The following is a 13,373-nucleotide window of genomic DNA, read 5'->3' on the forward strand; positions in this document are numbered from 1 at the left end:
CGAGTCTGCCAGCGGTCGCGGACAGCCACTGTCCTCAAGGGTCAAGGCCGGTAGGCAAGCTGCGGTACGTCGAAGCAGTCGGCGTTCATGTCCCGCTGCGAGACCCAACCCCTCCCGTCCTGCCACCGCGCCACCGACAGACATGTCCGGCGCGTCCTGGGCGGTTCGCTCAGCCGCTCGAACCGCACCGGAATCAGCAGACCGTCCGCCGTGTAACCGTCGCTGCGGTTCATGAATTCGTCGACACACGCGCGCGTGACGCCCGTTCCGGCTTCCGCACAGGCCCGGGCGGCCTCCGTGAACCACTTCGCCGCCGCCCACCCCTCCAGCTGCCACTGCGAGTGCGTGCCGAGCTTCTCGGTGCCGTCGCGGAACTCCCGTACGGCCGCCTGGTCCGTGTCCTCGTAGTTGCGGCTCGACCCGGTCGCCCACAGGGCGTTGCGGCACCGCGGGGAGTCCTTGTAGTCCTCGGGGACGGTGGAGGTCCAGTTCTGTACGTTCGTCACCTTGGCGGTGATCTCGGCCCCGACCTCGTCCATCGCCTCGCACAGTCGCGCGTTGCCGTGCGTGTCGAGTGCGTCGAGGACGAGGTCGGCGCCCTGCTCCTTCAGGTCGGCCGCCGCCGCGCGGAAGTTGGGCAGCGCGAAGTCGACCTCCTCGGTGACCACGTCGTAGCCCTCGGCCTTCAGCCCCCGGACGACCAGCCGGGCGTACGCGGCCGAGGCGGCCTGGTTGTACGAGACGACGGCGGCCGTTCGGGCACCGTGCTCACGCGCGAAGTACCGGTAGACCTCCGTGCCGCCGTACAACTGCCCGCCCCAGCCCGGGGTGCCGTTCCGGGGCGCGAGGCTGCCGTAGATGCCGTACAGGTGCGGGTAGGTGTCGTAGGCCGCGCCGATGGGCTGGCCGCCGATGTCGGGCACGCGCGCGTGGGAGACGCGGGAGGCGCCCGCGTAGTCGAGGGCGGTGGTCGCGACCAGGGCGACGACTGTGTCCGCGCCGTTCTCACCGTTCTCGCCGATCAGCCGGTGCACGCACTCGTTGTTGCCGACGCCGCTGCCGCCGTCGTCGCACAGCCGGACCTCGACCGGGCGGCCGTCGATGCCCCCGCGCGCGTTGAGCCGCTCGAACCAGGCCTTCGCGCCGTCGCGCGGGCCGGTGAAGGCGGCGGCGCCGACCGGGCTGGTGGCGCTGGTGATGATGCCGACGCGGATGGGTGTCGTACCGCCCGACGGTGTCGCCGAGGCACCGCGGTGCTCGAAGTCGCTCTCCGGGAGACGGCTGCCGCAGGCCGCGCTCAGCAGGAGCAGCAGTCCCAGGGCGGCCGACTCAACAGCCCGGAGCCGTCGACCCATTGCCGCTCAGCCCGACCAGCGCGCAGAGCGTGTTGAGGGAGACCTTCCAGGTGCCGTCCTGTTCGACGGCGGTGCCGGACGCGTTGGGCAGCGCCGTGGCGCCGTCGAGGAGGAGCGCGTAGTTCACGCTCGCGGCGGTCGGCGAGTTGAACTCGACGTCGGCGACCTTTGCCTCGACCTGTCCGCCCCGCTGGTCACCGCTGAACGCCTGGAGCAGCGGTCCCAGCTTGTCGCCGTTCTCCAGGACGGCCTGCTTGTCCTTGAGGGAGACGGCCGGGTCGAAGAACTTCACCCAGTTCTGCCGGATCTCCTTCTCGGCGGCGACGGGGTCGGCCGGACCGTCGCCGCTCGGCTGCGCGGAGGTCTCCGCCGGTTCCGCCGGTTCCGTGGCGGCCGAAGGGGTGGGGGATCCCGCGTCGCCGCCGGCTCCCCCGCCGTCGTCGCTGCACGCCGCGAGGGCCGGGCCGAGGAAGAGCAGCAGGGCGGCCGTGATCGCCGTACCCCGCCGTGTGTTCCCCCGCCTGAGGTCGCTCCCGAGAACCATCTGGCTCACCACCGGGTGTCGGTCCGGGCCATGGGTGCCCGGAGCTTTCAGGGTCGACCGACAGCAGGCATAGTGCAAGCCATTGGCCGGCTTGGACGGACACAGCCAGGACACACGACGTGTGGGAGCCAAGAATGCAGACAGCTCGGTCAGCTCGATCGGCTCGACTGCGGACCGCGCATCCCGTCCTCTGGACGGGCTGGGCCGTGCTGGCGGCGGGCGCGGTGCTGTGCGTGCTCGGCTGGTACGGCGTCTCGGGCGAGCGGTTCGCCGAACGACAGCTGCCCTACCTGGCGTCCTGCACGGTGCCCGGCGCGGCACTGATCGTCGCGGGCGCCGTCCTCCTCGCCCACGGCCGCGAGGCGCTCGCCGCAGCCCGCGTGGAGGAGCTGTACGGCCTTCTGGTGGCCGCCGAGCCCGCGGAGGCCGCCGGAGAGCCGGTCACCGCTCCCGTGGCCGTCAGCGGCCGTCTGCTGATGGTCCCGGGCGGGACCCTCTGGCACCGCGCGGACTGCCCGCTGGTCGCCGGGAAGCCGGAGGCGGTACCCGTGGACGGCAAACTCCTGGCCACCGGCGAACTGGCCCCCTGCCCGATCTGCGAGCCGGACTCGGCGGACGGCTGACCGATGTCCTCCCTGACGTACGACCTCACCCTCGCGGGTCTCTCGGTCGGCAGCACGGCGGCGCTCACCGGGATCGGTCTGATCGTCACGTACCGCGCGACCGGCGTGCTGAACTTCGCGCACGGCGCGATCGCGATGGTGTGCGCGTACGCGCTGCGGCAGTGCACGGTCGAGTGGGGCTGGCCGCTGTGGCTGGGGTCGCTGGTAACGCTGTTCGTGCTGGCCCCGGCCATCGGCATCGCCCTGGAGCGGTTCGTGTTCCGGCCGCTCGCCGTCCTGGGCGGCGGTCCGGCGCGGACCCTGGTCGCGTCGATCGGCGTGTTCGTGCTGCTGGTGGGCGGGGCCGCGCTGGTGTGGGGGCCGGGGGCGCGGGCGGACGCGCCGGAGCTCGTGTCGGCGGATCCGTGGGGGCAGCTGGCGGTGGCGCTGGTCCTGGCGGCGGTCGTGGGCGCGGTCACGCGGTGGACGCGGTTCGGGCGGGAGCTGCGCGCTGTGGTCGACGACCGGCGGCTCGCGGTGCTGAACGGCATCGACGCGGACCGGGTGGCCGCGGCGGGCTGGGCGTTCGGCTCGTTCACCGCGGGCCTGACGGGCGTCCTGCTGGCTCCGTACGTGCGGCTGGACCCGTACGGCATGCCGCTGCTGGTGATGGAGGTGGTGGCCGTCGCCGTGGCCGCCCGGATGCGCAGTCTGCCGGTGGCGGTACTGGTGGCCCTGGGTGTCGGGGTCGCCCAGAGCCAGCTGACCCGTGTGCATCCGGCGGGCTGGGCGCAACCGTTGCTCCAGGCCGTCGGCGCCAACCTCTTCGTGGTCGCGCTGCTGGTCGCTGCCCTGGTGCTGCCGGGGATCGGCACGCGCGACGCGATCGCGCGCGGGGCCACGGTCCGCGTACCGACCCCGCCGGGCGCGTGGATCGTAGCGGCGGTGCTGTTCCTGCTCCCACTGGGGTTCGCGGGCCCGGACCTGCACACGACGGTCCAGGTGCCGGCGCTGGGCGTGGTGCTGTTGTCCCTGGTGGTGGTGAGCGGCCGGGGCGGCCAGATCTCACTGGGCCAGGCCGCGTACGCGGGTCTGGGTGCCCTCTTCACGGCTCTGCTGGCGGCGGGCCGCTTCCCGGGCCTGCCCCGCCTGCCGGAACTGGCCGCGCTGGCCCTGGCGGTGTTCCTGGTGGCTCCCCTGGGCCTGTTGACGGGCTGGCCGGCGATCCGCCGCCACGGGCTGGCACTGGCGCTGGCCACGTTCGCGGTGGGCGTCGGGGTGAGCCGCTTCGTCCTCGCCCAGCCGTACGCCGTCTCGGGCCTGACCGTGCGCCGTCCGGCGGGCTTCGAGGGCGACCGCGCGTACTACGTCCTGGAGCTGGTCCTCCTGGCAGGCGCCTTGCTGGCGACGCGCCTCCTGCGGACGGGCCGTACGGGCCGGGCCCTGGCCGCGATGCGGGACCACGAGTCGGGCGCGTCGGCGGCGGGAGTGCGGGTCCCGTCCCTGAAGCTGCTGGCCTTCGTCGCGGGCGCCGCCCTGGCCGCTCTGGGCGGTGCCCTGCTCACGATGGGCCTGCGCGCCTTCGACCCCGGCGCGTTCGACCCCGTACGGGGGCTGCTGTGGTTCGCCGCGGTGGTGGTCCTGGGCGCCGACAGCACCCTGGGCGCGCTGGCTGCCGCGGCGCTGCTGGTGGGACTGGACGCGGGGGCACGGGGTGGGGTGGCGGCGGCCCTGATCGGCGTCCTGGCGGTTCTGGTGGGCCGGTTCCCGGGCGGCCCGTACGAGGCCCTGCGCGCGGCGACGAGACGGCTGCGACCTGGGCGGGGTGCGCGGCTGACGCCCCTGGGGGTCGCCGTACGTGAGCGGCTGCGGGGCGAGAGCCCGCGACCGACCGCCGCTCCGCCTCCCGCGCCCATTACCCGGACCGCCCCACCAAAGGGCTCCCCCTCCCCCGCCCCGCTCCTGCGCGCGCGTGGCCTGCACGTCCGCTACGGCGGCTTCGCCGCGCTCGACGGGGTGGATCTCGATCTCCGGCCGGGCCGGATCACCGCGGTCGTGGGGCCCAACGGCGCCGGGAAGAGCACCCTGTTCCACTGTCTCGCCGGAAGTGTGCGTCCGACGCGCGGGAAGGTGTTCTTCGGGGCGCGGGACGTCACACGGCTCGCCGCCCATGCCCGTACCCGCCTGGGAATCGCGCGGACCTTCCAGCGACTGGCCGTCTTCCCGTCGCTGACCGTGGCCGAGAACGTCCGCGTGGGCGCCGAACAGGGCTGTGCATCCGATGTGTCCGATCCGGCGGCGGCCGAGCGGGCGTTGCGGCTCCTCGCGCTCGACGGAGCGGTACGGGCACTGCCCGCCGCCGGCCTGCCGACGGGCACCCTGCGCCGCGTCGAGCTGGCCCGCGCACTCGCCGGAGGTCCGCGCGTCCTGCTCCTCGACGAACCCGCCGCCGGTCTCGACACCGCCGAAGTCACCGCGCTGACCCGGGTACTGCGTGCCCTCGCCGCCGACGGCACCGCCCTGCTCGTCGTCGAGCACGACCTCGACCTGGTCGCCGACCTGGCAGACGAGGTCCACGTCCTGACGGCGGGCCGGATCGTCGCGTCCGGGCCGCCCGGCCCGGTCCTCGCCGCCCTGGAAGCGACGGTGGGCCGATGACCCTCTCCCTGCGGCACGCGCGCGTGCGGTACGGCCCGTTGGAGGCCCTGCACGGCGTCTCCCTCACCGCCCCCGGTCAGGGCATCACCGTCCTGCTGGGCCGCAACGGCTCCGGCCGTACGACCGCCCTGCGCGCCCTCGCCGGAGCGGTTCCGCTGTCCGGGGGCGCGGTGGTGTGGGACGGGGTCGACGTGACCCGTGTGCCGGCGTACGAGCGGGCCAGACGCGGTCTGTGCCTGGTACCGGAGCGGCAGGCCGTGTTCGGGTCGCTGACCGTCCGGGAGAACCTGGAGCTGGGGCCGGGCGGTCCCGCCCCCGCGCTCGACGCCTACCCGCGGTTGGAACCCCTGCTGCCGCGCCGTGCCGGCACCCTCTCCGGCGGTGAGCAGCGCATGCTCGCGCTCTCCCGCGTCCTGTCGGCACGCGCGCGTGTGGTGCTCGTCGACGAACCCGCGCAGGGCATGTCACCGGCGGTCGCGGCCCGCACGTACGAACTGCTGAGTGCGCTGGACGGCTGTGTGATCCTCGCCGAGCAGCGGTTGCCGCCCGCCCTGCACGGCCGCCGGGCTCTCGTGTACGAACTCCGCCGGGGTGCTGTCGTGTTCAGCGGGGAGGCGGCCGAACTGGCCGGGCCCTCGCCATGACCGGCGGTCGGACGACCTCATGGGAAGCCGGTGCCCCACCCGGTCCGAGGACCGGATGGGGCACCGTGCCCGAAGCAGGGGGAGCTGCTCAGAAGTCGAGCCTCTGTCCGGGCACGATCAGGTCGGGACTGTCGCCGATGACAGCCTTGTTGGCGGCGTAGAGGTGCTGCCAGGTGGTCGTGTACCGGGCGGCGATGCCGCTCAGGGTGTCGCCCGCGCGGACGGTGTAGTCACCGCGGGACGAGCTGCGACCGACGTGGGCCGGCGAACGCTCCGGTGCCTTCGACGGAGCCTCGGACGCGGTGGACCCGCCGGAACCGGTCGCCTTCCCGGCCGACTGCCCGGTGGACGGCTTGGCCGACTTCTTCGTCGGCTTGGTCGACTTGGTGGTGGCCGAACCGGATCCCGAGTCTGAGCCCGATGCGGCGGGAGCGCTCCCAGAAGCACCGGCGCGCGCCGAACAGGTCGGCCAGGCACCCCAGCCCTGGGCGCCCTGGACCTTGGTCGCGACGGCGATCTGCTGGGACCTGCTGGCCCCGTCGGCGGTGGCCGCGTAGGCCGTGCCGCCGTAGGCGCGCCAGGTGCTCGCGGAGAACTGGAGTCCTCCGTAGTAGCCGTTGCCGGTGTTGATGTGCCAGTTTCCGCCGCTCTCGCACTGGGCGATGCGGTCCCACACCCCGCTGTCCGCCGCCGCGGCGTTGCCGGTCGCGGCCAGCAGTCCGAGCGGAGCGAGCAGTGCCGCTCCGGCGAGGACCGCCGTCTTGCGCGTCTTGCGGGTGTAACTATCGGCACATTCGGACATGTAGATCCCTCTCCACAGACCCGGGCTCCCCCTGACCGGAGCAAGCCGACCCCGCTCTGACGCGGTCGGCACACTCCACCCCGTCCGCCGGCGATGGTGCTGCGCGATGTCTGGTTCTGCGCTGCCGGCGGACCTACCCGAGCGGTGCTAGGTGCACACGGCGGAGGAATCTATGGACCCTGACGAGCCGTTATCAACCAACTCCCTGTCGCCCCAGGCCAGTTCACGGTTACCGCAGGTATCGGCGAATTCCGGCCACCCACTTCATACGTTCATTTCCTGATTTGTCGACCACCTACTCGGACAAACTGTGAGTCAGTTCACCAAACCAACTTCCGTAACCTGTCCGTTACTTGACATGGAGTGTCCAATTCCGCACCCAGTGTGACCGTGTGCGCAGGATGGTTCGATTACGTGCGCCGTGCAGCGTGACCCCTGACACAGATCGCCGTTGTCCTCTTCATGAGCCCGGACTGTCCGGGCCCACCGGCCGGGGGCGACCCGGCCCCGCCACGCACCGCATCCCGAGGGAGCCACCCGTGCCGCGCATGCTCGATGTCAGCGACGAGGTCCGCGCCGAGATCGGCGACGAAGAAGCCGACCGGCTGCTCGCCGGCGACAACGCCCCGGGCAGTTACGACTGCACGTCCTGTCGCACGCCGGGCGACTCCGCCCAGGAGCGCACCAGCACCGTCCTCTTCATCGGGGACGAGACCGCCGTCCTCGCCTTCGCCCATGCGGGCTGCCTGCCTTCGCAGGTCGTCCAGGTCACCGAGGAGCAGCTCCAGGGCGCGGTCCGCTCCATCAACGCCGACGAGGAGGCCCCGATGGCCGCACCCGAGCAAGCCGTACTGGGCATCACCAGTGGACTGGTCCTGATCGAGGGCGAGTTGCACCCCGCCCTGGTCGTCGAGCCGACCGCCCCGATCGTCCGCCCCGGCGCGACCGGCGCCGGCGACGACTTCCTGCCGCTCCTCATCGAGCAGGGCTTCATGCCGCTGACCGAGCTGACGGAGGTGCCGCCCGTACTGCACGGCTGGTCGGTGCTGCTCGCGGCGGGGCAGTTGCACGCCGTACTCCAGCCGGGCCCGAACGGCGGCTCCGCGGTGGCCTGGTGGCAGGCGCACCAGCCGCTCCAGGTCACCGAGAGCTGGCGCGCCGCCGCCAACAAGCACCAGCAGGTACTGATGTTCGCGGCGCCGGTCGGCTCGATCGGCCGCCAGCCCCGCGAGGACCTGCTGCGAGACGCGCTGGACAAGGCGGCGGGGATCGGCAAGCTGGTCGCCAGCGCGTTGCCGCTGGCGGGGACGTGAGCGCGTCGCCTCCGGCGGGGACGCGGGCGCCTTAGGCCGGCAGTGGTTCGGCTTGTTGGCGACTCACGGTTGAATGTGGCTGGTCGCGCAGTTCCCCCGCGCCCCTGCAGGGGCGCTCGCGCGCCCCGCAAAACCCGCGTCGGCCGCATCCGATGAACGGTGGGGTCGTTTGGACGTACGTGCACACCTATGACGTCCCCCGCCGCCAGTCCTATCAGCCGATCCCGTCCGCGCGGTCGACCCAGGACTACTCCAGCGGCCCATCGGCCACGCCGATCTACGACGCGCTCTATGCCGAGTACGGCAAGTCCTTCCGTTCGCTGCCGGGCGACCGCAGCGGCGAGGACGAGCTGGACTTCTCGGCCTTCGGGAACAGCCCGAACGGTCTCGCCCCGTACGGCGGCTCTTACGGCTCGGGCACGGGCTCGTACAGCGCCTACAGCGCGGGGGCGTTCAGCGCGCGCAACAGCGGTCAGGGCAGCCAGGGCGGCGGGCAGCAGTCCGTGTGGCAACGGGTCGGCCAACTCGACGCGCAGCAGGGCCAGACGGCCACCCCGACCGCCGTATGGCCGACGGGTGGACGACAGCAGCACTACACCGGGATGACCCACATCCCGGCGGCGCTGCCACCGGGCCCCCGCCGGGGTGTGTGACCACGTCCTGCACATGACTGAGGGCGGCTCCCAGCCGGGGCCGCCCTCAGTCATGTACGGGACGTACGACTGCTACTTCTTGCGGCCGCGCTTCTCGCGCACCCGGACCGAGATGTGGATCGGCGTGCCCTCGAAGCCGAACTCCTCGCGCAGGCGGCGCTCGATGAAGCGGCGGTAGCCGGCCTCGATGAAGCCGGAGGCGAAGAGCACGAACCTCGGCGGCTTGGTGCCCGCCTGGGTGCCGAACAGGATGCGCGGCTGCTTGCCGCCCCGGACCGGGTGCGGGTGGGCGGCGACCAGTTCACCGAGGAAGGCGTTCAGCCGGCCCGTCGGGACCCGGGTCTCCCAGCCCGCGAGGGCGGCCTCGATCGCCGGGACCAGCTTCTCCATGTGCCGGCCGGTGCGCGCCGAGACGTTGACGCGGGGCGCCCACGCGACCTGGGCGAGCTCGGTCTCGATCTCCCGCTCCAGGTAGTAGCGGCGCTCCTCGTCAAGCGTGTCCCACTTGTTGTACGCGAGGACGATCGCACGGCCCGCGTCGACGGCCATGGTGACGATCCGCTGGTCCTGGATGGAGATGTTCTCGGAGCCGTCGATCAGGATGACGGCGACCTCGGCCTTCTCGACGGCGGCGGCCGTACGCAGCGAGGCGTAGTAGTCGGCGCCCTGCTGGAGGTGGACGCGCTTGCGGATGCCCGCCGTGTCGATGAACTTCCAGGTGACACCACCGAGTTCGATGAGCTCGTCGACCGGGTCACGGGTGGTGCCCGCGATCTCGTTGACGACGACACGCTCCTGGCCCGCCACCTTGTTCAGCAGCGAGGACTTGCCCACGTTCGGGCGGCCGATGAGGGCGATACGGCGCGGGCCGCCGACCCCGGCGCCGAAGGTCTGCGCGGGTGCCTCGGGCAGCGCCTCCAGGACGGCGTCCAGCATGTCGCCGGTGCCGCGGCCGTGCAGCGAGGAGACGGGGTGCGGCTCGCCGAGCCCGAGGGCCCACAGGGACGTGGCATCGGCCTCGCCACTCGGTCCGTCGACCTTGTTGGCGCACAGGACGACGGGCTTGCCGGCCTTGCGCAGCAGCCGGACGACGGCCTCGTCGGTGTCGGTAGCGCCGACCTTGGCGTCGACGACGAAGACGACCGCGTCGGCCGCCTCGATCGCGTACTCGGCCTGCGCGGCCACGGAGGCGTCGATACCGAGGACGTCCTGCTCCCAGCCGCCGGTGTCGACGATCTTGAAGCGGCGCCCGGCCCATTCGGCCTCGTAGGTGACGCGGTCGCGGGTGACGCCGGGCTTGTCCTCGACGACGGCCTCGCGGCGCCCGATGATGCGGTTGACGAGCGTCGACTTGCCGACGTTCGGCCGCCCCACGACGGCGAGAACGGGCAGCGGCCCGTGCCCCGCCTCGTCGAGCGCGCCCTCGATCTCCTCGGCGTCGAAGCCCTCCACCGCGGCGAGCTCCATGAACTCCGCGTACTCGGCATCGCCAAGCTCTCCGTGCTCGTACTCTCCCGAGCCCTCGGAGGGAATGTGGTCGTTCATGAAGTCCGTACCTCGTTCATCGTGGTGATCGGTGGAACCTCCCGGTATCGGGTGATCCACTACTCAAACTGCTCAAGTACTCAAGTGTCGCTCAGTGCTCAGCGGGGCGCCCGGCGTTTTCCTGACGGCCGGTGAGCCGTCTGGCGTTCTCCAGGTGCGCGGTGAGCTGCTTCTGAATGCGTACGGTCGCCTCGTCCAGCGCCGCGCGCGTACGCCGCCCGGTGCCGTCGCCCGCCTCGAACGGGTCACCGAAGACCACGTCGACGCGGCTGCGCAGCGGAGGCAGCCCCTTTATCAACCGTCCGCGCCGGTCGGTGCTTCCCAGGACGGCCACGGGAACCACCTGTGCGCCGCTGCGAACGGCGAAGTAGGCGAGACCTGAGCGCAGCGACGCGAAGTCGCCCTCGCCTCGGCTGCCCTCGGGAAAGATCCCGAGGACCCCGCCTCTCTCCAGCACACCCAGGGCGTGGGTGATCGCCGTGCGGTCGGCCGTCGAGCGGTCCACCTCCACCTGGCCGAGGGCACGCATGGCAGGGGCGAGCGGGCCGATGAACGCCTCCTTCTTGACCAGGAAGTGCGACGCCCGGGGCGCCACGCCGATGACCATCGGGCCGTCGATGTTGTGCGAGTGGTTGACGGCGAGGATCACCGGGCCGGTCGCGGGGACCTTCCAGGCGCCCAGGACGCGCGGCTTCCACAGCCCGTACATCAGGCCGACACCGATGCGCCGCCCGACCTCGGCACCCCGCTCGGTGGGAACCCCGGCCGCCTTGGGCGCCTTCGACGGAGCGCTCACTTCGCGTCCCGCTTCTCCTCGACGAGGGTGACGACGCACTCGATGACCTGCTGCAGGGTCAGCTCGGAGGTGTCGACCTCCACCGCGTCGTCCGCCTTGGCGAGCGGGGAGGTCTTACGGCTGGAGTCGGCCGCGTCCCGCTTCAGCAGCGCCTCGCGGGTGGCGTCGACGTCGGCCCCCTTCAGCTCACCGCTGCGGCGGGCGGCACGCGCCTCCGGGGAAGCGGTGAGGAAGATCTTCAGGTCGGCGTCGGGCAGCACGGTCGTGCCGATGTCCCGTCCCTCGACGACGATCCCCTTGGCTGCGGACGCGGCGATGGAACGCTGCAACTCGGTGATGAGGGCACGCACCTCCGGGACAGCGCTCACCGCGCTGACCTTGGAGGTCACCTCCTGGGTGCGGATCGGACCGCCGACGTCGATGCCGTCCACGGTGATCGTCGGGTTCGTCGGATCGGTACCGGAGACGATCTCGGCCTTGCCGGCCACGTCGGCGATCGCGGAGGGGTCCGTGATGTCGATCCCGTTGGTCACCATCCACCAGGTGATCGCCCGGTACTGGGCCCCGGTGTCCAGGTAACTCAGCCCGAGCTGCGCGGCAACGGCCTTCGACGTGCTCGACTTGCCTGTGCCGGAGGGCCCGTCGATGGCGACAATCACTGCGGCGCGATCCACTGTGGAGGCACCTTCCTGGTCCGGGGTGGTGGGGTGGGGCCGGTTGGTGCCCCGGACAAGGTTACTGGGTGCGGGTCACTCATCCGGCCGCACGCCTTCACACCGGGCACCTTCAGCCCGTCCGGCGTTTGAGGACGAGGCCCCTTCAGGGCCGATCGGGGGTCTGGGGGCGGAGCCCCCAGCAGCGAGGCCCACTCCCTACTGCCGAATCGCCCACCCTCGCTCCCGCAGCGAAGCCGAAAGAACAGGCGCGGCCTTCGGCTCGACCATCAACTGCACAAGCCCCGCCTGCTGCCCCGTGGCGTGTTCGATCCGCACATCCTCGATGTTGACCCCCGCCCGTCCCGCATCGGCGAAGATCCGGGCCAGCTGACCGGGCTGGTCGTCGATGAGAACAGCCACGACCTCGTAGGCCCGCGGAGCGGACCCGTGCTTGCCGGGCACCCGGACCTGCCCGGCGTTCCCGCGCCGCAGGACGTCCTCGACCCCGGTGACGCCCTCGCGGCGCTTCGCCTCGTCGGAGGACTGGAGGGACCGCAGCGCCTGAACCGTCTCCCCCAGGTCGGCGGCGACGTCCGTCAGGAGGTCGGCGACCGGACCGGGGTTGGCGGAGAGGATGTCGATCCACATGCCGGGATCGGACGCGGCGATCCGGGTCACGTCCCGGATGCCCTGCCCGCACAGCCGTACGGCCGCCTCCTCCGCGTTCTCCAGCCGCGCGGCGACCATGCTGGAGACCAGGTGGGGCATGTGGGACACAAGGGCCACGGCACGGTCGTGGGCGTCCGCGTCCATGACCACGGGGACCGCACGGCAGTGCGAGACCAGTTCGAGGGCGAGGTTCAGGACCTCTGTGTCCGTGTCCCGGGTCGGCGTCAGCACCCAGGGCCGGCCCTCGAAGAGGTCGCCGGTCGCGGCCAGCGGGCCGGACTTCTCACGGCCCGACATGGGGTGCGAGCCGATGTACGACGCCAGGTCGAGACCCAGCGCCTCCAGCTCGCGGCGCGGACCGCCCTTGACGCTGGCCACGTCGAGGTAGCCGCGCGCGACACCCCGGCGCATCGCGTCGGCGAGGACGCCGGCCACGTACGCGGGCGGCGCGGCGATGATCGCGAGGTCGACCGGCCCCTCCGGCGCCTCGTCCGTACCGGCGCCCAGCGCGGACGCCGTACGGGCCTGCTCGGGATCGTGGTCGGCGAGGTGGACGACGACGCCGCGCGAGACGAGGGCGAGCGCGGCGGACGTACCGATGAGGCCGGTGCCGATGACGAGTGCGGTTCTCACTGGGCGATGTCCTTGCGCAGGGCACCAGCGGCACCGAGGTAGACGTGCGCGATGTCGGCGCGGGGCAGGTCCGACTCGATGTGCGCGAGGATCCGGACCACCCGAGGCATCGCGCCCTCGATGTCCAGCTCCTGCGCACAGATCAGCGGTACGTCGACGATGCCCAGCTTGCGGGCCGCGGCGGCCGGGAAGTCGCTGTGCAGGTCGGGAGTGGCCGTGAACCAGACGCTGATCAGGTCGTCAGCGGTGAGGCTGTTGCGCTCCAGGACCGCGGTGAGCAGCTCGCTGACCCGCTCGTCCATGTGTCCGGCCTCGTCCCGATCCAGTTGGACGGCGCCCCGGACAGCTCGTACCGCCACGGTGATGCTCCTTGCTGACGTACGTATACGGAGCCTATCCACGTGTTCGAATCCATTCGGATCCATGGATCGGCTCTTGGTGCATCCAGCCTAGTCAGCCGGTGCGGAACGGACGCGTGGCGCCCGCCCGCTGAGACGCGCCGC

13 protein-coding genes are annotated in these 13,373 nt (G+C 72.1%); 5 read left to right on the forward strand and 8 right to left on the reverse strand.

What is annotated here, in order from left to right; translation table 11 throughout:
- Positions 1-41: 41 nt before the first annotated feature.
- Both OHN74_RS08465 and OHN74_RS08470 read right to left on the reverse strand, forming a co-directional pair.
- Complete coding sequence (locus OHN74_RS08465) at positions 42-1,355, reverse strand: ABC transporter substrate-binding protein (RefSeq protein ID WP_327693904.1); 1,314 nt, start codon at positions 1,353-1,355, stop codon at positions 42-44.
- Positions 1,330-1,899 carry a hypothetical protein gene (locus OHN74_RS08470; RefSeq protein ID WP_327693905.1) on the reverse strand — a complete coding sequence of 190 codons (570 nt, stop codon included), beginning with the start codon at positions 1,897-1,899 and terminating at the stop codon, positions 1,330-1,332. The genes OHN74_RS08465 and OHN74_RS08470 overlap by 26 nt, the downstream gene beginning before the upstream one ends.
- Positions 1,900-2,033: 134 nt before the next feature.
- Here OHN74_RS08470 and OHN74_RS08475 point away from each other — a divergent pair, with 134 nt between their 5' ends.
- From OHN74_RS08475 to OHN74_RS08485, 3 genes are read left to right on the forward strand one after another with little or no spacing between them, the layout of a single operon-like run.
- A complete protein-coding gene (locus OHN74_RS08475) occupies positions 2,034-2,522 on the forward strand; it encodes a hypothetical protein (RefSeq protein WP_327693906.1) in 489 nt (162 codons plus the stop codon).
- A 3-nt stretch (positions 2,523-2,525) separates the two neighbouring features.
- The gene (locus OHN74_RS08480) at positions 2,526-5,159 is read left to right on the forward strand and encodes an ABC transporter permease subunit (RefSeq protein WP_327693907.1); all 2,634 of its coding nucleotides are present in this window, start codon (positions 2,526-2,528) and stop codon (positions 5,157-5,159) included.
- Positions 5,156-5,803, forward strand: a complete 648-nt coding sequence (locus tag OHN74_RS08485; protein WP_327693908.1) for an ABC transporter ATP-binding protein — start codon at positions 5,156-5,158, stop codon at positions 5,801-5,803. The genes OHN74_RS08480 and OHN74_RS08485 overlap by 4 nt, the downstream gene beginning before the upstream one ends.
- Positions 5,804-5,891: 88 nt before the next feature.
- Here OHN74_RS08485 and OHN74_RS08490 read toward each other — a convergent pair whose 3' ends face one another.
- A complete protein-coding gene (locus OHN74_RS08490) occupies positions 5,892-6,605 on the reverse strand; it encodes a LysM peptidoglycan-binding domain-containing protein (RefSeq protein WP_327693909.1) in 714 nt (237 codons plus the stop codon).
- Positions 6,606-7,144: 539 nt separating this feature from the next.
- Here OHN74_RS08490 and OHN74_RS08495 point away from each other — a divergent pair.
- Together OHN74_RS08495 and OHN74_RS08500 are read left to right on the forward strand one after the other, a co-directional pair.
- Positions 7,145-7,918, forward strand: coding sequence for a hypothetical protein (locus OHN74_RS08495; RefSeq protein WP_327693910.1), 774 nt, complete (start codon positions 7,145-7,147; stop codon positions 7,916-7,918).
- A gap of 179 nt (positions 7,919-8,097) precedes the next feature.
- Positions 8,098-8,571 (forward strand): hypothetical protein, encoded by a 474-nt coding sequence (locus tag OHN74_RS08500; RefSeq protein ID WP_327693911.1) that lies wholly within the window; start codon positions 8,098-8,100, stop codon positions 8,569-8,571.
- A gap of 72 nt (positions 8,572-8,643) precedes the next feature.
- Here the strand turns inward: OHN74_RS08500 and der are convergent, their stop codons facing one another.
- From der to aroH, 5 genes are all read right to left on the reverse strand, one after another.
- Positions 8,644-10,116 (reverse strand): ribosome biogenesis GTPase Der, encoded by a 1,473-nt coding sequence (gene der, locus OHN74_RS08505; protein ID WP_327693912.1) that lies wholly within the window; start codon positions 10,114-10,116, stop codon positions 8,644-8,646.
- 91 nt (positions 10,117-10,207) lie between these two features.
- On the reverse strand, positions 10,208-10,951 hold the full coding sequence (locus tag OHN74_RS08510; protein ID WP_327693913.1) for a lysophospholipid acyltransferase family protein: 744 nt from the start codon (positions 10,949-10,951) through the stop codon (positions 10,208-10,210).
- Positions 10,909-11,586 (reverse strand): (d)CMP kinase, encoded by a 678-nt coding sequence (gene cmk / locus OHN74_RS08515; protein WP_327693914.1) that lies wholly within the window; start codon positions 11,584-11,586, stop codon positions 10,909-10,911. The genes OHN74_RS08510 and cmk overlap by 43 nt, the downstream gene beginning before the upstream one ends.
- Positions 11,587-11,784: 198 nt before the next feature.
- On the reverse strand, positions 11,785-12,870 hold the full coding sequence (locus OHN74_RS08520; protein WP_327693915.1) for a prephenate dehydrogenase: 1,086 nt from the start codon (positions 12,868-12,870) through the stop codon (positions 11,785-11,787).
- Positions 12,867-13,229, reverse strand: a complete 363-nt coding sequence (gene aroH / locus OHN74_RS08525) for a chorismate mutase (protein ID WP_189151717.1) — start codon at positions 13,227-13,229, stop codon at positions 12,867-12,869. Before aroH ends, OHN74_RS08520 begins: the two co-directional genes overlap by 4 nt.
- Between the last annotated feature and the right edge of the window lie 144 nt (positions 13,230-13,373).

Source organism: Streptomyces sp. NBC_00459, from assembly GCF_036013955.1.
Classification (GTDB): Bacteria; Actinomycetota; Actinomycetes; order Streptomycetales; family Streptomycetaceae; genus Streptomyces.